This window comes from Rhizobium sp. C1, assembly GCF_021026335.1.
Classification (GTDB): domain Bacteria; phylum Pseudomonadota; class Alphaproteobacteria; order Rhizobiales; family Rhizobiaceae; genus Ensifer_A.
In genome coordinates this window covers 25,969-50,650 of the sequence record NZ_JAJNCY010000008.1, presented here as the reverse complement: position 1 = coordinate 50,650, position 24,682 = coordinate 25,969, and the positions used below count along the sequence as shown (strand labels likewise).

The 24,682-nt window shown below is 61.0% G+C and carries 18 protein-coding genes; 9 read left to right on the top strand and 9 right to left on the bottom strand.

Going from position 1 to position 24,682, the window contains the following annotated elements; genetic code table 11:
* Positions 1 to 46 precede the first annotated feature (46 nt).
* Together LQK83_RS16500 and LQK83_RS16495 are read right to left on the bottom strand one after the other, a co-directional pair.
* The gene (locus LQK83_RS16500; protein ID WP_230838495.1) at positions 47 to 1,063 is read right to left on the bottom strand and encodes an ABC transporter permease; all 1,017 of its coding nucleotides are present in this window, start codon (positions 1,061 to 1,063) and stop codon (positions 47 to 49) included.
* Positions 1,060 to 2,634, bottom strand: a complete 1,575-nt coding sequence (locus LQK83_RS16495) for a sugar ABC transporter ATP-binding protein (RefSeq protein ID WP_230838494.1) — start codon at positions 2,632 to 2,634, stop codon at positions 1,060 to 1,062. Before LQK83_RS16495 ends, LQK83_RS16500 begins: the two co-directional genes overlap by 4 nt.
* Positions 2,635 to 2,883: 249 nt before the next feature.
* Here LQK83_RS16495 and LQK83_RS16490 point away from each other — a divergent pair, with 249 nt between their 5' ends.
* Positions 2,884 to 3,606 (top strand): FadR/GntR family transcriptional regulator, encoded by a 723-nt coding sequence (locus tag LQK83_RS16490; RefSeq protein ID WP_230838493.1) that lies wholly within the window; start codon positions 2,884 to 2,886, stop codon positions 3,604 to 3,606.
* Between the two features lie 277 nt (positions 3,607 to 3,883).
* Here LQK83_RS16490 and LQK83_RS16485 read toward each other — a convergent pair whose 3' ends face one another.
* From LQK83_RS16485 to LQK83_RS16475, 3 genes are all read right to left on the bottom strand, one after another.
* On the bottom strand, positions 3,884 to 5,539 hold the full coding sequence (locus LQK83_RS16485; RefSeq protein ID WP_230838492.1) for an OFA family MFS transporter: 1,656 nt from the start codon (positions 5,537 to 5,539) through the stop codon (positions 3,884 to 3,886).
* A gap of 237 nt (positions 5,540 to 5,776) precedes the next feature.
* Positions 5,777 to 7,789: a sensor histidine kinase gene (locus tag LQK83_RS16480; protein ID WP_230838491.1), complete on the bottom strand. Its 2,013-nt coding sequence runs from the start codon at positions 7,787 to 7,789 to the stop codon at positions 5,777 to 5,779.
* Positions 7,782 to 9,173 carry a sigma-54-dependent transcriptional regulator gene (locus LQK83_RS16475; protein WP_230838490.1) on the bottom strand — a complete coding sequence of 464 codons (1,392 nt, stop codon included), beginning with the start codon at positions 9,171 to 9,173 and terminating at the stop codon, positions 7,782 to 7,784. Before LQK83_RS16475 ends, LQK83_RS16480 begins: the two co-directional genes overlap by 8 nt.
* A gap of 540 nt (positions 9,174 to 9,713) precedes the next feature.
* Between LQK83_RS16475 and LQK83_RS16470 the strand changes: the two genes are divergently transcribed.
* The 8 genes from LQK83_RS16470 to LQK83_RS16435 all read left to right on the top strand — a co-directional run bounded on the left by LQK83_RS16470 (position 9,714) and on the right by LQK83_RS16435 (position 19,510).
* On the top strand, positions 9,714 to 10,391 hold the full coding sequence (locus tag LQK83_RS16470; RefSeq protein WP_230838489.1) for a response regulator transcription factor: 678 nt from the start codon (positions 9,714 to 9,716) through the stop codon (positions 10,389 to 10,391).
* A 115-nt stretch (positions 10,392 to 10,506) separates the two neighbouring features.
* Positions 10,507 to 11,769, top strand: a complete 1,263-nt coding sequence (locus LQK83_RS21770) for a sensor histidine kinase (protein ID WP_230838488.1) — start codon at positions 10,507 to 10,509, stop codon at positions 11,767 to 11,769.
* Between the two features lie 285 nt (positions 11,770 to 12,054).
* Positions 12,055 to 13,044 carry an AAA family ATPase gene (locus LQK83_RS16460; RefSeq protein ID WP_442966782.1) on the top strand — a complete coding sequence of 330 codons (990 nt, stop codon included), beginning with the start codon at positions 12,055 to 12,057 and terminating at the stop codon, positions 13,042 to 13,044.
* An 18-nt stretch (positions 13,045 to 13,062) separates the two neighbouring features.
* Positions 13,063 to 13,998, top strand: coding sequence for a DUF58 domain-containing protein (locus LQK83_RS16455; protein WP_230838487.1), 936 nt, complete (start codon positions 13,063 to 13,065; stop codon positions 13,996 to 13,998).
* Positions 13,995 to 14,459, top strand: a complete 465-nt coding sequence (locus tag LQK83_RS16450) for a DUF4381 domain-containing protein (RefSeq protein WP_230838486.1) — start codon at positions 13,995 to 13,997, stop codon at positions 14,457 to 14,459. Before LQK83_RS16455 ends, LQK83_RS16450 begins: the two co-directional genes overlap by 4 nt.
* Positions 14,456 to 15,490: a vWA domain-containing protein gene (locus LQK83_RS16445; RefSeq protein WP_230838485.1), complete on the top strand. Its 1,035-nt coding sequence runs from the start codon at positions 14,456 to 14,458 to the stop codon at positions 15,488 to 15,490. The genes LQK83_RS16450 and LQK83_RS16445 overlap by 4 nt, the downstream gene beginning before the upstream one ends.
* A 1-nt stretch (position 15,491) precedes the next feature.
* Positions 15,492 to 17,741, top strand: coding sequence for a VWA domain-containing protein (locus LQK83_RS16440; RefSeq protein ID WP_230838484.1), 2,250 nt, complete (start codon positions 15,492 to 15,494; stop codon positions 17,739 to 17,741).
* Between the two features lie 14 nt (positions 17,742 to 17,755).
* Positions 17,756 to 19,510 (top strand): BatD family protein, encoded by a 1,755-nt coding sequence (locus tag LQK83_RS16435; RefSeq protein ID WP_230838483.1) that lies wholly within the window; start codon positions 17,756 to 17,758, stop codon positions 19,508 to 19,510.
* A 240-nt stretch (positions 19,511 to 19,750) separates the two neighbouring features.
* Here LQK83_RS16435 and repB read toward each other — a convergent pair whose 3' ends face one another.
* The 4 genes from repB to LQK83_RS16415 all read right to left on the bottom strand — a co-directional run bounded on the left by repB (position 19,751) and on the right by LQK83_RS16415 (position 24,491).
* Positions 19,751 to 20,815: a plasmid partitioning protein RepB gene (gene repB / locus LQK83_RS16430; protein WP_230838482.1), complete on the bottom strand. Its 1,065-nt coding sequence runs from the start codon at positions 20,813 to 20,815 to the stop codon at positions 19,751 to 19,753.
* Positions 20,812 to 21,990, bottom strand: coding sequence for a plasmid partitioning protein RepA (repA, locus tag LQK83_RS16425; RefSeq protein ID WP_230838481.1), 1,179 nt, complete (start codon positions 21,988 to 21,990; stop codon positions 20,812 to 20,814). Before repA ends, repB begins: the two co-directional genes overlap by 4 nt.
* 331 nt (positions 21,991 to 22,321) lie before the next feature.
* On the bottom strand, positions 22,322 to 22,807 hold the full coding sequence (locus LQK83_RS16420; protein WP_230838480.1) for a MarR family winged helix-turn-helix transcriptional regulator: 486 nt from the start codon (positions 22,805 to 22,807) through the stop codon (positions 22,322 to 22,324).
* A 112-nt stretch (positions 22,808 to 22,919) separates the two neighbouring features.
* On the bottom strand, positions 22,920 to 24,491 hold the full coding sequence (locus LQK83_RS16415; protein ID WP_230838479.1) for a phytoene desaturase family protein: 1,572 nt from the start codon (positions 24,489 to 24,491) through the stop codon (positions 22,920 to 22,922).
* Between the last annotated feature and the right edge of the window lie 191 nt (positions 24,492 to 24,682).

The window sequence follows — 24,682 nt, the reverse complement described above, 5'->3', positions numbered from 1 at the left end:
CCGCTCCTCGATTGATCGGCCCCCCTTGGGCCGAATTATTCAACGATCAGCGACGGTTGCGCAGCTGATCGATCCACACGGTGCCGAGAATGACGAAACCGATGATGATTTGCTGGATGAAGGCGGAGACGCCGTTCATGTTGAGGCCGTTGCGCAGGATGCCGATGACGAAGGCACCGATGGCCGTGCCCGAGATCGTGCCCACGCCCCCGATCAGCGACGTCCCGCCGATGACCGCGCTGGCAATGGCGTCGAGTTCGTACATCACGCCTTCGTTCGGCTGACCGGTGACGAGGCGGGACATCAGCACACAGCCCGTCAGGCCGGCGAGCGCCCCCGACAGAATATACGTGAAGATGGTGACGCGATCGACATTGACGCCGGAGAGCCGCGCCGCATCCGCATTCGAACCGACCGCGTAGATATGACGACCGAGAACCGAGCGGTTGAGCATATAGGAGACGGCAATCGCGATCACGACCATCAGGATGACCGGATAGGGAATGCCCGGAAACGTCACGTTCGGGAACCCATCGGCGCCGATGCTTTCGATGCGGAAGAGCGAGCCATTGCCGAGTTCGCCGAAGGCGTCGCCCAGGCCCGACACGGCACGCGCGCCGGTGATCTGCAAGGCAAAGCCGCGAGCGATCAGCATCATGCCGAGCGTTGCAATGAAGGGCGGCAGCTTGAGCCGCGTCACGGCGATGCCGTTCAGCAGACCACAGATGGTTCCCGTCAGGATGCCCGCCACCATGGCGAGCCAGATCGGGAAATCATATTCCTTGACAGCAATCGCCGCGACCACGCCACTCAGCGCCAAGACCGAGCCGACGGACAGGTCGATGCCGCCGGTGATGATGACGCAGGTCGCCCCGATGCCCAGAAGGCCGATGGAGGTGACCTGCAAGGCAATCGTCATCGCATTGTCGATGCTGAAGAAGGCGTTGCTCGTCAGAGAGAAGACGGCAGTCAGCGCAACAAGGCTGCCGAGCGCGGCAAATTTCTGCACCAGATCCTTCTGGCGGTCGCTCATACGGGAGGACATTTTCCCGGTCTCACTCATTGCTGCATTCCCTTGTGCTGCGCATCCTGTCCGGAGGCGTAAAACATGATCTCTTCCTGATTGGTCGCCCGGGTATCGAGGATCTTGGCGATCCTGCCGGCATGGAACACCGCCACGCGGTCGGTCATGCCAAGGATTTCCGGAAGCTCCGAGCTGATCAGCACGACGCCGATGCCCCTGGAGGCAAGCTCGTCCATGATCTTGTAGATGGCGTATTTCGCGCCGACATCGATGCCGCGTGTCGGCTCGTCGAAGAACAGCAGGTGGGAATTGCGGAACAGCCATTTTCCGATGATGATCTTCTGCTGGTTGCCGCCCGACAGGCGGCTGACCGTCTGGTCGAGCGACGGCGTCTTGATGCCGAGCAGATCGACATAATGGGCCGCCCGGTCCTTGTGCTGGCGGCGGTCGATAATGCCGAAACGGTTGGCGACGGCGCCCATGTTGGCGAGCAGAAGATTGGCCGCCACCGACATCTTGATGGCCAGGCCCTGGCTCTTGCGGTCTTCAGAAAGATAGGAAATGCCTTCCGCAATCGCGTCCTGCGGCGAGCGGATCGTCAGTTCGCGCCCGTTGAACTCTATGGTGCCGGCTTCCGCTGGCTCCGCTCCGAAGATCGAGCGGGCCACTTCGGTTCTGCCGGCGCCCATGAGGCCGGCAAAGCCGAGAATTTCGCCGCGCATGAGATCGAAGGTGATGTCGGAAAACACCCCTGCCCGCGTCAGGCCCTTGACCCGAAGGATCGGTTCATTGGTCGGAACGGAAACCCTTTCGGGGAATTTCTCATCCAGCGAACGCCCGACCATGCGGGCGACGATGTCGTTGACGGTTATGGCTGCAAAGTCGTGGCTGGACACGAAGCGGCCGTCGCGCAGAATGGTGACGCGGTCGACGATCTGCGCCATTTCATCCAGACGATGCGAGATATAGACAATGCCAACGCCCTTGGCGCGGAGTTCGCGGATGACGCGAAAGAGGAGGTTCGCCTCCTGTTCGGTCAGCGACGACGTGGGCTCATCCATGATGATGACTTCGGCATTCAGCGACAGCGCCTTGGCGATTTCCACCATCTGGCGCTGCGCCACCGAAAGACGCAGCACCTGCGCATCGGGATCGATATCGACGCCCAAACGGTCGAGACAGGCTTTTGCGCCGGCCTTCAGCTTGCGCCGGTCCACCATCGGGCCGCGTCTCGGCTCGCGTGACAGGAAAATGTTTTCGGCCACCGTCAGATGCGGAACGAGATTGAGCTCCTGATGGATGATGGCGATGCCGGCCGCTTCGGATTCGCGCGGCGAGGCATAGCGCACCTCTTCGTTCTTGTAGCGGATGGTGCCGGCGGTCGGCTGGTAAACCCCGCTGATGATCTTCATCAGCGTCGATTTCCCTGCGCCGTTTTCGCCGCAGATCGCATGAACCTCACCGCGGCGAAGGTTGAAATGAACGTCATCGAGCGCGATCACACCGGGAAATTCCTTGCGGATACCCGAGAGGCTCAACAAGGTTTCTTCCGCCGGGCTTTGCGCAGCGGGAGCGCCAGCTACAGAGCTTGCGCCGGACGACGTTTCCATCATATTTCCTCTCAAACCGTTCTGCGACTGGCGCAGCTCCTCACGGCCTCATGGCGGCAAGAAATAGCGACGCATCGAAAATTGGTCAAGCCAATTCTCGATTTGAGAGTGATTTGGGCGGCAGCAACCTTTGGAAAATATCCGTTAAAATTCTGATTAATATGGATAAAATAACAATAGCGCCCTTTGAGTTTCTGGCAGACCAAAACATTGGCTTGACCAATATCGGAAAAAGGGAAGGATGTGGGCATGAGCAAAATCGAAGAACCGCGGCGGCTTTACCAGCAGGTTGCCGACAAGATCAGGCAGTCCATCGGCGCGAAGGGGCTGAAGGCCGGAGCGCGCCTGCCAAGCGAACGCGATCTCGCACAGGAACTCGGCGTTTCGCGGCCCTCGCTGCGCGAGGCGCTGATTGCGCTTGAAATCGAGGGAACGGTCGAAATTCGCGGTGGATCAGGCATTTATCTGACGGCCGACACACCGCGAGATGGCGGGATGTCCTCCATTTACGGTGAAAGCCCGTCCGAGCTGATGCAGGCCCGCTCCATGGTCGAGGGGAGCGCGGTTCTCCTGGCTGCGAGCCGGATCACCGAAGAGGCGCTTGCGGATTTACAGCAGATGCTTTCGCAGATGGCTGAGACGATTGCCTCCGGCCAGATCCCGCTCGAACAGGACAAGGCCTTTCACCTGTGCATTGCGCGCCAGACAGGCAATTCGGTCATCGAAAAGCTCGTCGCCGGGCTGTTCGAGGAACGCCACAATCCCATCGCCAAGCGCCTGCAGGAACGCTTCGGCGGCGGCAAATCGTGGTCGCTCGCCCTTCAGGAACATCATGCCATATTCGACGCGCTCAGTGCGCGAGATCCGCTTCTGGCGCAGGCCGAGATGCACCGCCACCTCAATGCCTCCCGCCGCCGCTGGCTTGAGACCAAGGCTTTCGACAGTACGGCTGTAAAATCGCCGTTGGTCTGACCGTAGCATGCCGCATGCACTGACGACGCGAGATTGCTGGCAGCGGACGAATCCCGGCGGCCATTCCAGTGCAATTCAGATCGGCTGCGATGCAGGGACAGTGTCGCGTGAGCAACCATCGCTGGCCTGTGAACAAATCTCAGCACCAGAATCCTCCCGCAGACCGTCTCACCGTTAACTTTACAGGGCCATTCCAACCGTTAAGTCGACGCCACCCGCGGGTGGGATGAGGCCCCGGCAATGCCGGAACCTCTGCTTCGTCTTGCTGTATGGCGAATTAGAAAAGCGCGGCGGTTTTCTGAAGCGTGATCCACACGCCCCAGACGATCGGAATTCCCACCACAGCCCAGGCGGCAAGCGCCTTGCCGTCCAATCCGCCCTTGCCAATGCCGAACGAGCCCGTTGGGCCGGCGTTCGCCGCCGCAGTCTTCGCCTGCATCGCGGCAACCTCTTCCTGCGACATGTACCATTTTTCAGAGAGCGGTCTCACGAGCGCATTCGCCACAAGCCCGAGCGCCAACATGCCCGCCAGGATATACATCGTGAAGTCATAGACCTGATCACGCGGAATGCCGGCGGAAATCTGGAACTCGCGGATATAGTTCACCACGACCGGCCCGATAATGCCGGCCGTCGCCCATGCCGTCAGCAGCCGGCCATGGATTGCGCCCACGAACTGTGTTCCGAAAATATCGGCAAGATAGGCCGGTACAGTGGCGAAACCACCGCCATACATGGACAGGATGATACAGAAGATGCCAACGAAGAGCAGCTGGTTGCCCATATGTGCGGCGGTCGGGGCAAGCGTGTAGAGAACGATACCGAGAATGAAGAACGTATAATAGGTGTTCTTTCGGCCGATCTTGTCGGACAGCGACGCCCAGAAGAAGCGGCCTCCGATGTTGAAGAGCGATATCAGGCCGGCAAAGCCCGCCGCAATCGCCGCAATCGCCGTCTTCTGCTCGGGGCTCAGCGCGGTGAAGCTGATCTCCGGATGGCCGATCAGGCGGCCTCCGAAGATTTCCTGCAGCATGGGCGATGCCATGCCGATCACGCCGATGCCCGCAGAAACGTTGAGGCAGAGAACCGCCCAGATCAGCCAGAACTGCGCCGTCTTGTGGGCATCGCGCAGGTGGACGTGATGCGCAGTGATCATGGTGGGCTTGGCGCTGGCAACCGGAGGCGTCCAGCCTTCAGGCCTCCAGCCAAGCGGCGGTATGCGATAGCCGAAGGCGCCGCCCATCATGAAGACGAAATAGATCGCGGCCATGATCAGGAAGGTCTGCCAGACACCGACGGAATCGGGCCCCTTGAAGGTCTTCATCAGCATGTCGGCCAGCGGTGCGCCGATCATTGCGCCGCCGCCAAAGCCCATGATGGCCATGCCGGTCGCCATGCCGCGCCGATCAGGAAACCACTTGATCAGCGTGGAGACCGGCGAGATATAGCCGAGCCCGAGGCCCACACCGCCGATGACACCCGCGCCGATCCACATCATCCAGAGCTGGTGCATCATGACGCCGAAGGCCGCGATGGCGATGCCGCCGCACCAGCAGATCGCGGATACGACGCCTGCCTTGCGGGGGCCGGCACGCTCAAGCCACCCGCCCCAGATGGCAGCAGACGAACCCAGCAGAACGAAGAAGAGCGTGTAGATCCAGCCGAGATCGGCGACGCGCCAATTGCATTGCGTTGTGAAAAGCGCACTCGCCAGCGACATGGTCTTGCAAGCCTCGGGCGTGTTGGCGCCCAGTGCATTCGACAATGGAAGCCAGAACACGCTGAAGCCATAAGCCATGCCAATGCAAAGATGGATCGCGAGTGCCGCCGGCGGAACCAGCCAGCGATTGAAGCCGGGCTGCGCAACGATGCGCTCCCTGTCGAGAATTCCGGCGGAATAGACCCCGGACCCGTTGTCGGTGGTGACTGTCATGATTTCTCCTCCGCAGCGCATCCCGTTTCGGAATGCGATGTCTGTTGCCTGCGGGACCGGTCCGGCCACCTTGCAGCAAAAACAGCCACCTCCTCTTGATGGCTGTTCGCCGGAACGTCCCCCTTTTTTCGTAAGCAAGGGGCATGCCAGTAAAATGCGTTGGGAAATTCAAAGCGTTGGCAGAAGATGCCGCAAAATCGGGACAACTTGTCTTTTGTTAAGGGACGAATTGTCCGGTCAGTCCGCTTCAGGCAACCAGATAGTAAATCTCGCGCCTTCGTCTGGCGCGCTCTCGACCGCGATCCTGCCGCCTTGGCGCGTCACCAGTGTCTGACTGATGGAAAGCCCTAGCCCGGTGCCAGCCTGCTGCTTGTTGGTGAAGAACGGATCAAAGACCCGCGTCTGCATGTCCGGATCAATTCCGATCCCGGTATCCGTGACGATGATCGCGACACCCGGTCGCTCGTCCCATGTCCGGTCAACGGTTTCGATGGTGAGCTTGCCGCCGTCCGGCATGGCGTGAATGGCGTTGACGATCAGGTTCACGACGACCTGCTGCAGCTCCGTGCGGTTCATCAGGATCAGTCGCTCGGCCGTGTTTTCAAGGCTGACCTCGATTGCAGCCTTGCTCAGCAGATGTTGTACGAGCGGCATGCAATCTGCGACCGCCTGACCGGGTGCATGGCGATCGACGAACCCGGCAAACTCCTCCGGCTTGGCAAACTGCAGGAGCTTCGTGACAATCTGGTTGATCCGCTGGATCTGCTCGTCGATCAGTCTGAACTCGACCTTCGCCAGATCCGCCTTTTCTCCGACGACCGAGCGGATGACATCCAGATTGCCCTGCATGACGGCGATCGGGTTATTGATTTCATGCGCCACGCCCGCTGTGATCTCCCCGATCGCGGCAAGCTTTTCCGACATGACGAGCTGCTTCGTGGTGGCCTCCAGCTGTCGGTTGGCGAGCTGCAACTCCTGTGTCCGTTCATCGACGCGCAGGTTCAGTTCGTCGTTCCATTGCCGTAGCTCCTGATCCCGTTGTTGCAACTGATCGAGGAGATCATCGAGATGAACCGCCACGCGCCCGATTTCGTCCCGGCTCTCGACAGCGCCGGTACGTGCGCCGAGATCGCCGCTTTCCACCCTTGCAATCGTTGCGTCCACTCGCTCCAGGGGCTCGAAAATACCCCGCGCCAAACGTAGAAAGATCGGAACACTCAAGGCGGCTATGACGAAGAATGCCGCCATGATGAAGAAGGCGGTTTGGTATTTTGCAGCCGTGAAGGGCGCCTGCAGAAAGCCGACATAGAGCATGCCCACCCGTTTGCCGAAACTGTCGGTGATCGGTTCGTAGGCCGATATGTACCAGTCGTTGACGACGAAAGCGCTGTCGAGCCAGGTCTTCCCCTTGTCCAAGACCGCTGAGCGGACAGCGGCCGACACGCGCGTTCCAAGGGCGCGCTGCCCCTCAAAGAGCCGGACATTGGTGCTGATGCGCACATCATCAAGGAAGAGCGTGGCTGTCCCCTTGCTGCCTTCGGGCAGGCTGGCAGATCGGTAGACGAGATCGTTGATCGTATCGATGAACACGAGATTCCGGTTCAGCAGTATTCCACCCACCAGCACGCCCTTGCCGGCTGCCCCCAGATCAACCGGACTGGCGCTCTGGATCACCATTCCGCGGGTCTCGTCGGTGCGCGGGCTCGGCACGGCATTGTCGGTCGGCACGAGCGGCAGCCGCGCCCGCGCCGCAAGATCCGGTGAAAGCATCTGCAGGTCGGCGCTGTCCAAAACATCGATGGCCGTGCGGGGTGTTCCGCGCAGGGCAGCTTCTATAACCGGCCAGTCTGTCTTCAGGGGTCCGGCGGCAAGATCGTCCACCGAGGCAATAACTCTCCCTTGCCCGTCGATGACGTATAGGAAATCGAGTTCGAGACGTGGCTTGGCTTGCACAAGCAGCGCTTTCAGCGCCGCGGGGTCTGCGACGACCTCCTTGAACCGTGCCGAAGCTCCGAGCGCGGTGACATGTTCGCCGGAATTCTCCAGGATGTGGCTCAGATACTGATGCGCGATCGTGAGATCGCCATGCACCTTCGATGTCAGGGCCGCGTCGAATCTGGCATTCAGTCGATAGACCGCGATGCCCAGAAGCAGCGGCAGGATAACGAGCGTCGGCAGGAGCGCGATCACAAGCAGCCTGTAGCGCACCGAACGCGCAGGCCGAACAGGATCGGCGCCGGCGTCAAACATTCCAGGCCGCCAGCTTGCGATCGATGGTCTTGCGCGAAATGCCGAGCTTCTGCGCCGCCTCGTCCCGTTGCCCCTTGCAGGCGGTCAGAACCGCCAGGATATGCCGCCGTTCGACATCGGCAAGAGAGCCAGGCTCCGGCGAGGCCGGTGTGGACTCTCCCGGACCGAGGCCATCGGGGAAATATCCGAGGATGAGCGTGCGTTCGATGAGATTGCGCAACTCACGCACGTTGCCTGGCCAAGAATAGGTGCTGAGCGCACGGCGCGCATCGTCATCGATCGGGACCTGCGGCATCCCGAGCTGCGCGGACAGTTTTTTCATGAAGAGGCTTGCAAGCTCGATGACATCATCTTCACGCGCGTTGAGGGGCGGCAGATGGATCTGCATGACATTGATGCGGAAGAACAGATCGGCACGAAAGCGGCCAGCCTGCACCTCCTTGTCCAGCTCCGCATTGGTCGCGAAGACGAAGCGAATGTCGACTGGGACTTCGCGCTCGGCGCCCACAGGGCGCACCTTGCGGTCCTCCAATACGCGCAGGAGCTTGCTTTGTGTGGCAAGCGGCATTTCGCTGATCTCATCGAGGAAAAGCGTACCGCCCTGCGCATGCAGGAACAGACCCTCGCGGGCGCGTTCTGCGCCGGTAAACGCACCTTTCAGATGTCCGAAAAGCTCGCTTTCGATCATTTCGGGTGGAATCGCACCGCAGTTGATCGGGACGAAAGGCTTGGAAGCGCGATCCGACAGGCTATGCAGCGAACGGGCGGCCACTTCCTTGCCGGTGCCCGACTGCCCCGTCAGAAGCACCGATGTTGGAAGCGGTGCAACACGCGCAATCGTCTCACGTACGCGGTCTATGGCGCGGGAGTGACCGATCAGGCGGTCCCTCAGCAGCATCTGGTCAGACGCAGCCGTGAGCTCATAGCGCAGCACGTAGTTTTCACGCTGAAGACGGATGCGGTCAAGACACTGGGCGACTGCGTTGAGGATCTGGTTCGAGCGAAAGGGCTTGAGGATGAAATCAATGGCCCCAGCCCTGAGCGCCTGAATCGCCGTCTCCAGATCAGCATAGGCTGTCATCAGGATGGCTTCGCCGAAAAAGCCGATCGTCCGCTGTTCGGCGAGCCAATCCAGACCGTTTTTTCTGGGCATGATGTTGTCCAGTATGATGACGTCATAATGCTGCTCGTCGAGACGCGCCGTGGCTTCGTTCGTGTCGGACGCCACCTGAACGTGCTTGCACCGCGGCGCAAGCGTTCTCAAAAGGAAATTGCGCATTCCGGGTTCGTCATCGACCACAAGAATGGAAGCATGCGCCAGCGATGGGCCGAATTCCGTATCTGGCTGAGGGTCACGCGTGTGGCGCGGGGATTCACTTCCCACCTGACCCCTCCCCCTGGGCATGATGATCTTGCTCTAACCTTAGGAAGCTGCGCAAGAGAATGCAAGGCAGAGACCCATGTCTTTGGGGACCAGCCCGCTGAATGCCTTTTCATTGTCCGGCTCGTGTTTGACCGATTGGTCGACGAGTTCGTCGCGCGCCGAATGTAACATCGCCACCCCGTAGGCGAGCCCCATGGCCGCATAACTCAAACCAAAAGGTCTCCGGCAAGGCCGGGGCGTTTCAAAGCCAGGATGGCGGCATGACCATCAAATCCGCAATTGCTGTCTTTGGTTGATAAAGGCGGCCTGTCTGTGAGAACGGGCCTTGTTCCGGCCGCTATATTCAAATACTTGGCTGCTGATATGGGCGCTGACTTCATGATGTCGCATTCAACCGTTGAGCGCGACGACCTAGGGCCAGCGCACAAAAAGGAGGAGACCAGGCGATCGGTCTATACCCCCGGGTGGATTGACGACGAAGATTCAGGCGATCGTCGATAGGCTCGGCAAGGCATCGTGTTAAAAACGAAAGTCCGAGCGATGAAAATTTTGTTTGCGGAAGACGATGAGACGATGGCGGGATATGTCCGCAAAGGTCTGGTCGAACAGGGATTTTCGGTCGATTGGGTGAGTGACGGCCGTGAAGCGCTGACCTATTGCCTCTACAACACCTGTGATCTTGCAATCATCGACAGGATGATGCCGGGCCTTGACGGGCTTTCTCTCGTCAAGGCGCTCAGGGCATCCAACAGCTCGCTGCCTGTCATCTTTTTGACTGCGGTCTCCGATGTCCAGGACAAGGTGGAGGGGCTGATGGCGGGCGCTGACGACTACATCGTGAAGCCGTTTCACTTTTCGGAGCTTCTCGCCCGCATCCACGTCCTGTCGCGGCGTCCGAAAGAGAACAGCCAAAAGACGGAGCTCACCTGCCACGATCTCAAGCTTGACCTTCTCAAACGCGTCGCGGTCCGTCAGGGGCAGGTCATCGATCTGCAGAACAAGGAATTCGCACTGCTCGAACTCCTCATGGAAGCCGAAGGCCGGGTCGTGAGCAGGACAATGATCCTGGAGAGGATCTGGGATTTTTCCTTCGATCCGGGAACGACGGTCGTGGAGACTCATATCAGCAAGCTGCGCCAGAAGATCGACAAGCCCTTCGATACAGCTTTGATCCACACCGTCCGTAACATGGGATACCGGATCCGTGCGCCTCACTGATCTTCTATCTGGCAGCTCCTTTCGAACCTCAGCCAAGGTCGCGATAGGTGTTCTCGTTCTCATGTGCCTGGGCGGGACGCTCTTCATATGGTCGGCCACCCAGACCCTGCGCAATGTGACCGTGCAGCAGACCCTGGAGGAGGCCGTCCTCTTAAACGACGTCTACTCGGCCGGAGGACGTGAGGGCCTGGTGAAGGCAATCAGCACACTCAGCAACCTCGTAAGCAGCCAGGATCGCATCTCGGCGGTTTACGATGAAAACGGGATCAATCTTGCCGGCGCCGATCTCGTCCTGCCGGATTTCGTAGGTGTCCGCGACACCACGCTGCAATCCGTCTCCGCCAAGGGAAGCCAGGGCCATTTCATAGTGTCGGTCCAGAAGTTCAACGATGCAACGCTTGTTGTCGGCCGAAATCTCAAGGCCGTTGACGAGATGCGCGTTCACTTGATTGCAGGCCTCGTCGTTATGACCGTGCTGCTGACCTTCGGGACACTGGTTCTGGGCCTGCTGGCGAGTGGTGTGAGTTTTTCGAAACTCAGGTCGATCGAAGGTGTTCTCGCGCGCGTCGCAAGCGGGGAATCCGATGTGCGCATACCGATCGTGAAGAGGACGGATCAAATCGACCGCATCTCCGTGCAGATCAATGCGAATCTCGATGTGCTATCCCGCCTGATGGCCAGCATGCGCGCAACAACGACCGCGATCGCACACGATCTGAAAACACCGCTCGCCCGCGTCGGTCTTTTACTGAACGATGCTCTGGATGCAATCGAGGCCGGACGCGATCCGCACGGCCAGGTCGAACGGGCACTCAACGAGACCGGATCGCTCAACGAGATCATCGACACCATCCTCCGCATCACCCGAATACGCGCCGGCTCGCGGAGCCAGGACATGCAGCTGAACGACCTCGGCAGCATTGTGGAGAATACGCTCGAATTCTACGCACCTCTCGCACAGGAGAACGGGCAAACGCTCGAGTTTCGACCCGGCGAGACTGAAAAATACCTGCTTCTGTGCGATAAGAACATGGTGCAGCAGATGCTCGCCAACATTGTCGGAAATGCAATCGTGCATGGAGGCTCCGGCATTTCGATCCGGGTTTACCTTCAGGAGCGGCCGGAGATGCTCGACCTCATCGTCGAGGACACCGGCACCGGCATCCCAGAGGGCCAACGCCATGAGGTCTTCGACCTCTTCAAACGGATCGACAGTGCCCGCAGCAAGCCGGGCAGCGGTCTCGGCCTTGCCTTGGTCAAGGCGGTGGCCGACCACCACGAGGCTCGCATTACGCTCTCCAGCACCGATCCCGGCTCCTCGCATCATCCGGGCCTCCGGGTGATCGTGTCGTTCCCCAAGCGCCAAGTTCAACAATAATTATAGAACGCGGCAAGCTGCCTCAAACTGCATCGCTTAGTCTCTTCACTGTTCATGGACTTCGGGAAATGAACGGTGAAAGCGAGAGACGACCCCGTGGGCGTGCTTGAAGGACTGTTGCGTCGTCAGCTGATCGCCCGGCTTCGCAATTCCGGTCTAGACCCCGCCGGAATTGCGAATGCAGTCGGCATGGATGCCCCTGGCTGGTTCTTTCTTTCATCGAAGTCTTCACTCTGAAACCGCGGCGCCTCGGCAAAAGGCCGGGCCCCATTGCGAGGCACTCTGATGACCACGAATACACTTCGAACCGCAGCCCGCTCGAACAACGCACTTGTCGATGCGCTCCGCGATCACATGAACAAACGGATTGTCGGCCAGGAGACGTTTATCGACAGTTTGCTTCTCGGCCTGTTCGGCGATGGGCACATTCTGCTGGAAGGCGCACCGGGCCTTGCAAAGACAAAGGCCGTCAACACGCTGGCGGAGCTTATCGAAGGCGAGCCGTGCCGCGTCCAGTTCACCCCGGACCTGCTTCCAAGCGACCTGACGGGAACCGAGATTTATCGCCCGGAGAAAGGCACCTTCGAATTTCATCCCGGCCCCCTGTTTCACAACCTGATCCTTGCCGACGAGATCAACCGCGCACCGGCAAAGGTGCAGTCGGCGCTTCTGGAAGCCATGGCCGAGCGCCAGGTCACCGTCGCCGGACGAACCTACCGTCTGCCGGAGCTTTTCATGGTGATGGCCACCCAGAACCCGATCGAACAGGAAGGGACGTATCCGCTACCCGAAGCCCAGCTCGACCGTTTCATGCTGCACGTCAAGATCGACTTTCCCTCTGCTGAAGCGGAACGCGAGGTGCTGCGGATCGTGCGGGGCGAAGCGATGGCCCAAACCGTGAAGTCGTCCTTCCGGGTTTCGCAGCAGGACATCTTCGCAGCCCGGCAGGCTGCCCTGAAAACCCATGTCTCGGATGCGCTGACAGACTACATCATTCAGCTGATCCAGGCGACCCGCCGTCCCCAGTTGTACGGCGCCGATCTCGCCCATCAGATTTCCTATGGCGCATCGCCCCGTTCGACCATCGCCCTGGACCGCTGCGCGCGCGTGCATGCCTGGATGAACGGCGCGGATTTTGCGACCCCGTCCGACGTGCAGGCCGTCCTGCATGACGTGCTGCGCCATCGCATCATCCTGAGCTTTGAGGCCGAGGCGGAAGGCAAAACCGCCGACGCCTTCATCGATGCCCTGATCGACAGGGTTCCGGTTGCTTGAACCCGCGGGGAGACCGTCATGACAGACCAAGATCTCAAAGACCGAGACCTCAAGGGCATCGTCGCAACCCTGCCCGATCTGGTTCGGGTGCGCCCGGCGCGCGGCGTTGCCGGCTTCGCGCCATCAGGCCGCGTCGCGACCCATCAATGGGGCGCGAACCGTTCCGTTTATCGCGGTCGCGGTATGGAGTTCGCAGAAAGCCGGATGTATCAGCCCGGCGACGACGTGAGATCCATCGACTGGCGCGTGACGGCCCGCACGGGACACACCCACACCAAGCTCTTCCAGGAGGAGCGGGAAAGGCCCATCGTCATTCTCACCGACATGCGTGCGATGATGCAGTTCGGCACCAGAACCCGTTTCAAGTCCAATCTGGCAGCCGAAGTGGCTGCCATGATGGCCTGGACCGGACATGACGGCGGCGACCGCGTGGGTGGCCTGGTCATGACACGCGACGGTTTGCGGGATTTCCGCGCCGCCAGAACGCGACGCTCAGTGCTTGGACTTCTGGAAGCACTCTCGGAGGAAACCCGGCTGGAGCGACCTCTCGGCACAGAGGCGAGCCTGGCGCATGCCCTGCGGCGGCTGCGTCACCGCAACCGGCCCGGAACGCTGGCCTTCGTGATCAGCGACTTCTCCGATTTCGGCGACGAAGCGGAGAAAGAGCTCAGACATCTGGCTGTGAATGCCCATGTCACCAACATCCAGATCAGCGACCCCTTCGATGCCGCACTGCCGCCGCGCGGTGGGCGCCTCACCGATGGCGAACATGCATTGGCCGTCTCGGCGCTTGGCAGTCGCAAGCTCGACCGCTACGCGCATGAATTCGAGGCGCGCAAAGAGCGGCTCGCACGCGTCAGCCGGCACCACGGCATGGTTTGCCACTTCCTGCAGACAACGGACGATCCCTCCTGGATCCTGCATCCGCGTCTCAACCTGAGTATGGCAGCATGAGCAACGAACTCACTCCCCAAATCCAGGCCCAACTCGACCGGCTTCGCGACATTCACCTGCCTCCGCCCGTTGGCTGGTGGCCGCTTGCGCCAGGTTGGTGGGCTCTGATCGCCCTCGCCTGTGTCGTCATCCTGGCGGCCCTTGTGTGGATGCAGATCCGCCGCAGAAGCGCGCGTTTTCTGGCGCTTCGCGAACTTGAGGCAATCAGCCCTGAAAGGCAGGACGAATTTCTCACGCAGGTTTCTTCCCTGCTTCGACGTGTCGCCCGCCGGCGCTCGGCTGGCGCCGATGTTTTGACCGGCGAGGCGTGGAGCGCGTTTCTGATGGAAGGCAAATACGGAATGAGCAGCAACAGTGCAACGCTTCTGGCCGTGGGGCCCTACGGTCCGCCGGCCAATGAGAATTTCGAACCCGAGGCGCTGCGCGCCGAAACCGCCGTCTGGATCAGGAGGAACGGATGATGACCTTTCTCTGGCCTTTTGCCTTTCTTGTTCTGCCGCTGCCCTTTGTGCTGCGCTATTTTCTCAAACCCGCAGACAAGGGGTTGGGCGGTGCATTGAAGGTGCCGTTTTTTGCGAGCCTGTCGCAGGGTCTGGGGAACCGGGCCGATCGGATTTCGACATCGTGGTGGAAGTTCGCGGCTGCCTCGCTCGTCTGGTTGCTGATGGTGACGGCCTTGGCGCGTCCCGCCTATGTCGGACAGGAAGTGCCGCTGCCCGCCAAAGGACGCGACATCATGATGGCGATCGATCTATCCGGCTCGATGGCCTCGCAGGATTTCGCCGTCGACGGCAGGCCCGCAACCCGCCTCGACGTGGTCAAGGATGCCGCCGATGCCTTCATTAAAAACCGCAAGGGTGACCGGATTGGCCTGGTCCTCTTTTCGGACCGTGCCTATCTGCAGGCGCCTTTGACCTTCGACCGAGAGGCCGTCCGCAAACTACTCGACGAGGCCGAAGTCGGTCTGACCGGTGAGCAAACGGCCATAGGCGATGGCATCGCGGTTTCTCTGAAGCGGCTGGAAGACAGGCCCGCGGAAGGACGCGTTCTCGTTCTCCTGACGGACGGAGCGAACAATACAGGCAAGATTGACCCCATGCGGGCCGCCGAACTCGCCAAGAAGATGGGTGTCCGGATCTACACGATCGGCATTGGCGGCGGTCCGATGGCCATAGATACCCCGATGGGGCGCCAGATTGTCAATCCCTCGTCGGATCTCGACGAAGGCGCCTTGCGCAAGATCGCGGAAATGACCGGCGGGCAGTACTTCCGGGCGACAGACGTCCAAGGCCTGGCTCAGGACTATCGGGCCATCGACAAGCTTGAGCCGGTCAGCGCCGACCCGGTGCATGTGCGCCCCGAAGTCGCCCTTTATTTCTGGCCGGCCGGTCTCGCCCTGCTCATCGCCGCGCTTTCCGTCCTGATCGGTACGGTTCCGGCCCTCATCACCAACCGCCCCCTCTACAAGGGCCCGGTACACAAGGAAGCCTGACATGGAAACCAACCTATTCCACTTCCTGCGCCCGGAATGGTTCTGGGCGCTGATCCCGGCGGGCCTTCTTTTATGGCTCGTCCTCAGGGCCAGCAAGAACGCCACCGGCAGCGACTGGGGCAGATATGTGGACGCCCATCTGCTGCGCCATCTGGCCATAAGCGGCGCTACCGCCCGCGCATCGCGCGTCTTGCCATCAGCGGCAGCGGCCATGCTGCTGGTCCTGGTGACGGCGCTGGCCGGGCCGACCTGGGAAAAGGCCCAGATGCCCTCCTTCACCAGTGGGGAGCCCGTGGTCGCAGTCCTCAGTCTGGCGCAATCCATGAACTCAGACGACCTGTCGCCGAGCCGTCTGCGCACCGCGGTGCACAAGCTGCGCGACATTCTTGCGCGCACGGAAGGCAATGAGCGCGCACTGGTCATCTATTCGGACGTCCCCTTTGTCGCCGCTCCCCTGACGAGCGACCAGAAGGTGATTTCGCAGATGATTCCCGAACTTTCCACCAATCTGATGCCGGTTTTGGGCGACCGGCCCGATCTTGCCATCTCCGAGGCAGAGTCCGTCCTGAAGGGCGCGCACGCTTCGCGCGGCAAAATCGTGCTGCTCGCCGACAATGCCGGCAATAGGGCGGCAACGGAAAAGGCCGCCGCCGCTGCACGCAAAGCCGGCTACACCGTCTCGGTTCTCGGCATCGGCACCGAAAAGGGTGCAACATTGCAGACTGCGGGCGGTCAGGCCATTACCGACAGCTCTGGCGGAAAAGTGACGACCTCGCTTGACGCCGAAGGTCTGAGCGCGGTCGCCAGCGCCGGTGGCGGTACCTATTCCAGCGTGACTGCAAACAGCGCCGACCTGGACCGCATCCTGCCGAAGACGGACAAGGTTGAGACTGCCGGCAAGGTTGATGACTTCCACGCTGATGGCTGGGTCGATATGGGCTACTGGCTCCTGATCCTGCCGGTCCTTCTTCTGGCCTTTGCCTTCCGCCGCGGTTTGGTCTTCAGCATCGGACTGATCGCATGCCTGAATTTCGTGCCCGGCATTGCAACCCGGCCCGCTCATGCCGGAACCTGGCAGGACCTTTGGGCGACTTCTGATCAGCAGGGCAAGAAAGCCTTTGCCTCAGGGGATTACAAGACCGCGTCCGGCAAGTTCGAGACACCCTCATGGCGCGGCAGCGCCGCCTACCGGGCGGGAGATTACAAGACGGCGGCTCAGGACTTTTCCGCCAGCGCCTATAATCGCGGCAACGCGCTTGCCAAATCCGGCCAACTGAAGGAGGCGCTCGGCGCGTATGATCAGGCGCTGGCTTCCAACCCTCATGACGCGGACGCGAAGTACAATCGTGATCTGGTTCAGAAGCTGCTCGACGAGCAGAAAAGGCAGCAGGAACAGGAGAAAAACAAACAGCAGCAATCTCAGGGCCAGTCCGGCCAGCAAAATCAGCAGTCCGGCTCTCAAGGCCAGCAGAAGCAGCAAAATGCGGGTGGCCAACAGAACCAGCAGCAGCAGGCCGGCGGCAAAGGTCAGAAACAGGACCAGCAGCAGTCTCAGGGACAATCCGGCCAGCAGGGTCAACAAGATCAGCAGTCCGGTTCGAAGCAGAAGCAGACCGGCGGCCAATCCGGCGATCAGCAACAGTCTGCCACTCAGCCGGGGCAGGAAAACGGTTCGCAAAACGGCGTCGGTCAGCAAAGCGCGTCGCAGGGCGAACAACCCAGAGACCAGGCATCGGCCCAATCTTCAAAGCCCGCCGACGAGGCGAAAGGCGGCCAGTCTCCAAAGGCCGGAGCCGAGAAAAGCGCGGCTGAAAAAGCCCAGGATCAGAATGCGGCTGCCGGCAAGGAACAGAAGCAAGAGGCCTCTGCAACCAATCCGCAGGGCCAGCAAAGCGCCAACGAGCAGGCCGGTCAGCAACAACAGGACAAGAGCGGTCCAGAGGGCCTTGCCCAGGCGGACAAGGCCGCACAGAAGGCTGCCGAGGCCCGCCAGCAGGCAAGCGCTTCCGGGAATGGCAGCGAACAAGCCCGCAAGGACAGTGAAAACGCTCTGTCGAAAATGCTTGCCAGCATGCTGGACGGCAATGGCAAGGACAACGGCGGCAAGCCGGTGAAGGCCTCCGTTCCCGGCGCTCCGGTCGTCGATCAGGCGGTAGAGCAACAATTGCGCGAGGTGCCTGACGACCCGTCCGGCCTGCTGCGCGCCCGTATTCGTCAACATTACGCCGAGCTTCGGTCTGGCGCCAACTAAGAGGAAGCAGAACCATGAATCTCAACAGACTCAAGACCACAGTCAGCGCTGCTGCTCTTTCGATTGCGCTTGCCGTTCCTGCCTTCGCCGCGGGGCTCTCCGCCCAGGTGAACAGTGGCACGGTGGCGGAAGGGGATACGTTTCAGCTGACCCTGACGACCAACGGCCAGACGGACGCAAGCCCGGATCTCACGCCGCTGGAGAAGGATTTCGACGTCCTCGGCACATCGCAGTCCTCGTCGACGCAAATCATCAACGGGCAACGTTCCGAAAGCGAGAGCTGGATTGTGTCCCTGTCGCCGAAATCGAAGGGCACACTCGAAATTCCGGCAATCAGTGCAGGAAGCCTGAGCAGTTCGCCCATCCCCATCAAGGTGGTGGATGCGGGATCCATGCCCAAAGCCACGGGGGCCACAGGGATCGATCTGTCGGCTACCCTTAAAGACGGCGACCCCTTTCTGTTTCAGGAAACGCCGCTGACCGTCCGGATCGAGACCAGCGCGCCCATAAAGAGCGCCGAACTCATCGCGCCGCAATCCAGCGCATTTGAACTGGCTAAACGCGGCGAGGACAAGGTGAGCCAGGTCACCCGGAACGGGCAGACGGTCAACGTGATCGAGCGCACCTATATGCTCAAGCCACAGCAGAAGGGTGCCATCGAAATCCCCCCCTTCGTCCTGCGCGGCTCCGTCGAGGACCCTTCAGCGCAGGGACGCGATCCATTCGCAGACGTTGGCTTTGAGGGGTTCCCCTCGTCCATGTTCAGCGACATGTTTGATAGCGGCAAGCCGTTTGCCATTCGCTCCGAACCGATCAAGGTGACTGTTCGCGCCGATCCCAACGCCGGCTCCGGGCAGCATCAGTGGTTCCTCCCTGCCAAGGACGTCCAGCTAACCTCCAAGTGGTCTCCCGAGCACCCGGTCTTCAAGGAAGGAGAGGCGGTCACCCGGCGCGTCAGTCTTCTGGCCCTTGGCGCGAGCGCAGTCCAGCTTCCCGACCTCTCGTTCGAAAACCCGGATGGCGCGCGCATTTATGTTGATGACGTCAAGACAGGCGAAGATCAAACGGCTGACGGCACTGTCGCCAGAAAGGATTTTCTCCTGTCCGTGGTCCCAACCCGTGGCGGTGAGATAACGCTCCCGGAGATCAAGGTGAACTGGACCGATAGCGTCTCGGGAAAAGCAAAAACCGCGACCCTGCCAAGCGAAGTCATCAAGGCCGAGGGAACCATCCCGCCTGCTAACCAAGCCGCAGCGACACCCAAAGCTGAACCGGCCTCTCCGGTCGAGTCGCATGCGCAGCAGCAAACCAGCGAGGCATTGCCTGCCTATCTTTTTGCCGGTCTGGGAGCTGTCGCGGTTCTGGCGGCACTCGGCAGCGCCGCCCTCTATTTCAGACGAAAGCAGCGCCCGGATAAAAGCCCTCGTAAAGCCGTAGCGGCGAATGCGTCCACCCAAGAACGCCCCGACACGGTTTCCGAACGCCGCAAGCAGCTGGCCCTGGCAGTCAGCAAGGGAAAATCTGGCGATCTGCGCGGATCCTACGGCTGTGTTCTCGCCTGGCGTCGGCTGGCGGGTGGTGACCCGGCCATGACCAATGCCGCCCGAGAGGCAATTGCCGGCCTGGAAAAAGCAGCCTTTGCGCCTGCGGCAGAAACTGCAGAAGCTCAGGTCCGCGACCGGCTTGACGTGCTTGCAAGGGAAGACCGCAAGATCGGCCATGCGCAAAGTAACACGTCGTCGAAGCTACCGTCTCTCTATCCGGCTTGAAGCAGGACGATCGGGCCCAATGTCGGCAGTGGCAAGAGAGCGGAACTGCACAGCGATGTGGACGAGAAGATGAAGGCGCTTGAGCGGGAGGGCCGCAAGCGTCGTCATCCATGCAATGGGTATGGGAATGCATCCGGAGACGCGTCACGGCCATGCCGCGAGCGCGCAGCGACACTTGTGCATGGGAGGGAAACACGATCATCGTGTCTTCGGCGGAGTGCTCGTTCTTCGAATAGGAGTTTAACTCCGTTTCTGTTCATTCCTGCGCGACGCGTCCTTGTGGTAGGCGTCGTGAAGTTCTTCCATGCGCTCGGCCAGATAGGCGACGAAATCGGCCGGGACCGACTTGCTGAACACCATCCTGCCGCCCGCCTTGCCATAGGTCACATCGACCAGCTTGATGCCGCGCGACACAACCGTCAACGGGCCGGGATCCTTGGGCGCCGGCTTCAATGCCTTGACGAACATGGACGACATGGCGAGTGCAAAGCGCTCCTCGCTCGTCATGTTCTTGCCGGCGAAATCCAGCACTTCCTGCACCATGACATGCGAATGCTGGTGCGTGATCCACTTTTCCATCAGCTCGATCCAGCGCCGCCGGCCGATTTCCGGCGCGGAGCCGATGGTGCGGACCAGCTTGTCCGGCAGCGTGTTGGCCAGCCGGATCATCTCGGAAATATGCGACTTGCCGGTGGAGAGCGAGGCGGCAATCGTGTTGCGCGAATAGCCGGCCTTTTCCATGGTCAGTGCGAAGGCGCATTTCTCGATATAGGTCAGATCGTTGCGGGCGGTGTTTTCCTCGCCCTGGTAGATGACGGCCTGTTCGTCGGTAAGCTCGCGCACCACCGCCTTGAACTTGAGGCCGAGCTTCTTGGCGGCGGCCAGACGCCGGCGGCCATAGACGATCTGGTAGCGCTGCGGCTCGCCGCCCTCTGCCGGAACCGGGCGCACGAGACCCGGCACGATCTGGCCGCGATCGGCCATGCTGATCACCAGCTCCGAAATCGCCGTGTCGTCATAGGCCCCTTCGAAACGGTCGGCGAGCGCGGACGGCAGGACCTGATCCGGGTCAAGCTCGACCACCTGACCACCCTCTTTCAGGAGCTTGTCGATCAGCTCGCCGCGCTCCTGGATCTGGCGCACGCCGGCGGCCACCTTCATCAGATGCGGCGAGGTGAGCGGCTTCGGCGCGGATGGTGCTGCGGCCTGCGTGCCGGCAGTCGTGGACGGTGCGCTGTCTGCAGCCCCCTCCCCCAGCTTGCCGAGCACATTGGCGAACATGCCCTTCGAATCCTTCCGGCTCATTGACGCCCCCATGCGTTCCAAAGCAGTTGCTCGATCTCTGCGTTCGCCGCATTGATCGATTCGATCGCCCGGTCATAGGTCTTGGGCGCGGAGAATCGCGCCCGCTGCACCTCGTACAGGCTCTGCTTCCATGTTAGCGCATCCGCGACCGCCGTGGACTTGATGACCATGTTCAAAAGCAGATCATTGCCGAAGACCTGCCGCATGAGGGCCATCATATTGGCCTGCGGATGGTCGTTGGGCTCGAATTTGGTGATCAGGAACTTGGCGAAATCCCACTGCGCGGTCGCACCGATATCGGCGAGGATCTGCATGTAGGAGCCGGCCAGCTCAAGGAACTTCGCCGTCGAATCCACATCCAGCATATGCGCCGGCACCGGGATCAGAACGCCGGTCGCGGCCGTCAGCGACGAGAGCGTCAGGAAGTTGAGCGAGGGCGCGGAATCCATCAGGATTACGTCATAGCGATCCACCACCTGCTCGATCGCCTGATTGACCCTCAACAAGAAACCCGTGCCGCCGGTATTGCGCATTTCCAGCGCCACGGCGGTTTCGAACTCGGTCAGTTCAAGCCCGGCGCAGATGACATCGAAGCCGGCAATATGCGTCTTGTGGATCAGCGTTTCGGTGGCGACCGGCTCGTCGAAGCGGATCGCCGAATAGAAGGTCTCGCCCTCGCGCGGATCGAAGCCTTCCAGCGCACCGTGAAGCGCGGTAAGCGAGGCCTGCGGATCGAGATCGATGGCGAGAACGCGGTAGCCTTTCAGCGCGAGATAATGACCGAGATGGATCGTCGTGGAGGTCTTGGATGAGCCGCCCTTGAAGTTGGTGACCGCAATCACCTGACAGGGCTCGCCTTGCGCCCGGCGCGGATTGATCCACTTTTTCCGGCCGTTTTCGGCGAGCAGCAGGCGCAGTTCGAGGATCTGCTCGACCGAGTAGAGCCGCCGCCCATTGGCCGCCACTTCCGGCTCCGGGCCCCTCCCCTTCAGTGAAATCTGCCGGATATAGGCCTCCGTCACATCGAGAAGCTGGGCCACTTCGGAAGACGCAAACTTGCGCATGGTGCGGTGGGCGTCGGGCGGATATTGGGCGAGCGACAGATTGCGCAGAGCCCCGTCGAGCTTGGCGGAAAATGTCTGCATGAAATCGAGGCTGCTCAGGTGCCGTGTCAAATGGCGATCCTCTCCTTTTGAAGTGACCCCATGTTACAGACTATGGTTAACAAAATGTTGATCGGGGCGAGACTACGCAAAAAATCGAAATTTTCGGAAATCCGCGTAACAGGGTACGACGATTCGGGAAGGGCGGGCAAATGGGGTCAGGATCCGGAAAAGTTCCCCGCGGCGAACTTGAGACGGAAGGTTGGGGGCAAGACAAGAAATTGCGGAGTGAGCGAGGCTCGTTCGGGCCGGAGCAGAACGATCCATCGCCACTCAAAATACAAAGTTCCCCGCGGGGAACTTCTTGGAGAAAGGCACTTAGAGAGGGCCAGCGCCCTCGCCCTCAGTCCTCTTCGGACAGATGCCGCTGAGCCGATTCCTTGACCTGGCCGAGTTCGGAGAGCAGCCGCTTTAGAACGGCGGGCTCGACCTCGGCCATCATTTCCTTGATCCAGCGCTCATGCGCCTCCGCCATCCCTTCGAAATAGGTCCGGCCCTTTTCGGAAAGCCGGGCGACGGTGACGCGCTTGTCGTCGGGAAGACGCTCGCGGATGATCGTGCCGTCGGCCTCCAGACGCTCGACGAGACCGGTGACATTGCCGTTGGTGACCATGGTGCGGCTGGAGAGTTCTCCGAGACGAAGCCCGTCCTTCTCGCGATAGAGCTGGGCGAGCAGGTCGAACTGCGGCAGCGTCGCGCCGAATTCGCGGCGGAGCCTCCGGCGGATTTCCTGCGACATGAGCTTGGTCGTCGCAAGCAGGCGCAGCCAGAGCTTCAGCTCCTGCTTCTTGCCCTCCTGGGCGTCGCTGGCAACCAGTTCGAGATCCATCGCCGAGTCCGTCATGCGTGTGTTGAGATGAACCCTACCTGCGGGAAGTGCCGGGCCGCGTCAAGACATTCGTTGAGACCTGAAGCAATTGCCCCCAGGTCTCGCGATGGTCTCAGCCGGCCAGCATCTTCGCCAGCATGAAGCCGGAGCCGGCTCCCGTACCGGCGCCCGGCCAGGTCGCCGCGCCGCACATGTAAAGTCCATCGATCGGACTCTTGTAGCGCGAGTAGCCCGCGACCGGGCGAAAGAGGAAATTCTGGTCGAGATGATGCGAACCAGACAGGCTGTCGCCGCCGATGAGGTTCGGGTTCTCCGCCTGCAGATCGAGCGGCGACCAGACGGCGCGGCCGCGGATTTTGGAGCGGAAGCCGGGCGCGTAACTCTCGATGATCGAGAGGACGCGATCGGCATAGGCTTCCTTCACGCTCGCCCAATCGGTCGCCGAAATCTCAGCCCCCGCATCACCCTTGATCTCGGCGGGCAGGACGCGGACCTGGACCCAGAGCACATGCTTGCCCGCCGGCGCGCGCGTCGGATCGAGCGCCGTCGGCTGGCCGACGACGAGAGCAGGTTCGCGGGGCAGCAGACCGGAGACCGCCTCGTCATAGACCCGGTTCATCATAGCAAGGTTCGGGGCGATGTGGACATAGGCGTAGGACTTTAATTCCGGCGAGGCGGACCAATCCGGGAGATCGTCCAGCGTCAGATGGATCATCATGGCGCCGGGGCCGGGGCGGTAGGTCTCGAGACCATCGGCAAAACGGCCGGGCAGGGCGCTGCCCTTGACCAGACCGTTGAAGAGGAGCTTGGGGTGGATGTTGGAGATGACTGCGCGCCTCGCCGTGAGCTTGCGGCCATCGGCGAGCGTCACCGACTTCGCCCGGCCGCCCGAAACATCCACGGACGCCACCGGGGAATTGAGGAAGAGTTCCCCACCCTTGGCCTTCAACAGACCCGTCATCGCCTTGATGATCGCATCCGCGCCACCCTCGCCGATTACCATGCCGAAGGCCTGGTTGGTCATCGTTTCGAGATAGGGAAAAAGCGCACCGCCGGCGGCATCCGGCGGGAAGTCGAGATGCAGGCCCCAGGCGGCCATCATGGCCTTCAGCTTCTCATTGTCGAAATGCCGGTCGAGAAAACCGCGCGGCGAAGAGAGGAGGAGACGAAGCATATCGGTCAGCAGCGGAACGCCGCCTGCCCGCCATGCCTTCCAGACCGCCTTGACGCTGCCGAGCGAGGGCATGGGGTTGCCGAGCAGTCCGAAGAGGTGCGGGGCCGTGTTGCCGAATTCGGCGGACATGGCGGCGAAACTTTCCGCATCCTTCGGGGCGAGCGCTGCAATGGCCGCCCTGTTGGCGGCCGCATCGGTGCCGATGCCGAGATGGGTACCGTCCGGGAAGACGGAGGCGAAGCATTTGGGGGCGGGGACGAATTTCAGGCCGTGGGCGGCCAGCTCCCCGGCATAGGTCTGGTGAAAGGCGGAACCGGCGAACATGGAAAGGTTCATGGCGGCAATGTCGTGGCGGAAGCCCGGTTCGATCAGCTCGACCGTCTTCACCGCACCGCCAGCGCTGGCCTTGGCCTCGACAACCGCGACCTTCCAGCCCCTGGCGGCCAGATGCACGGCAGCGGCCAGACCATTGTGACCCGCGCCCAGAATGATCGCATCAAATTCAGACATGTAGCTCCCCCGATTTTCCGGTTTTATTTCTGTATGCATACATTTTCCCGAAAATGCATCAAGCTTAAAATAGTTTTCCGAAAGGGGAAACAACCGCCAGAATGCCTTTTGTACAGCGCACAGAGTGCCAGAAGCGGGAAGGGGAGGGGAGGCGGCCGCGCGACGCCCGGAACCCGCTCCACAAAATTACT

Excerpts from the sequence above, each read along its gene's own strand:
- LQK83_RS16445 (WP_230838485.1), top strand. The coding sequence starts at position 14,456 with ATGATGACCTTTCTCTGGCCTTTTGCCTTTCTTGTTCTGCCGCTGCCC.
- LQK83_RS16480 (WP_230838491.1), bottom strand. The coding sequence starts at position 7,789 with ATGTTTGACGCCGGCGCCGATCCTGTTCGGCCTGCGCGTTCGGTGCGC.
- LQK83_RS16440 (WP_230838484.1), top strand. The coding sequence starts at position 15,492 with ATGGAAACCAACCTATTCCACTTCCTGCGCCCGGAATGGTTCTGGGCG.
- LQK83_RS16490 (WP_230838493.1), top strand. The coding sequence starts at position 2,884 with ATGAGCAAAATCGAAGAACCGCGGCGGCTTTACCAGCAGGTTGCCGAC.
- LQK83_RS16485 (WP_230838492.1), bottom strand. The coding sequence starts at position 5,539 with ATGACAGTCACCACCGACAACGGGTCCGGGGTCTATTCCGCCGGAATT.
- LQK83_RS16460 (WP_442966782.1), top strand. The coding sequence starts at position 12,055 with ATGACCACGAATACACTTCGAACCGCAGCCCGCTCGAACAACGCACTT.
- LQK83_RS16500 (WP_230838495.1), bottom strand. The coding sequence starts at position 1,063 with ATGAGTGAGACCGGGAAAATGTCCTCCCGTATGAGCGACCGCCAGAAG.
- LQK83_RS16495 (WP_230838494.1), bottom strand. The coding sequence starts at position 2,634 with ATGGAAACGTCGTCCGGCGCAAGCTCTGTAGCTGGCGCTCCCGCTGCG.
- LQK83_RS16435 (WP_230838483.1), top strand. The coding sequence starts at position 17,756 with ATGAATCTCAACAGACTCAAGACCACAGTCAGCGCTGCTGCTCTTTCG.
- LQK83_RS16415 (WP_230838479.1), bottom strand. The coding sequence starts at position 24,491 with ATGTCTGAATTTGATGCGATCATTCTGGGCGCGGGTCACAATGGTCTG.
- LQK83_RS16470 (WP_230838489.1), top strand. The coding sequence starts at position 9,714 with ATGAAAATTTTGTTTGCGGAAGACGATGAGACGATGGCGGGATATGTC.
- repB (WP_230838482.1), bottom strand. The coding sequence starts at position 20,815 with ATGAGCCGGAAGGATTCGAAGGGCATGTTCGCCAATGTGCTCGGCAAG.
- LQK83_RS16455 (WP_230838487.1), top strand. The coding sequence starts at position 13,063 with ATGACAGACCAAGATCTCAAAGACCGAGACCTCAAGGGCATCGTCGCA.
- LQK83_RS16450 (WP_230838486.1), top strand. The coding sequence starts at position 13,995 with ATGAGCAACGAACTCACTCCCCAAATCCAGGCCCAACTCGACCGGCTT.
- LQK83_RS16420 (WP_230838480.1), bottom strand. The coding sequence starts at position 22,807 with ATGGATCTCGAACTGGTTGCCAGCGACGCCCAGGAGGGCAAGAAGCAG.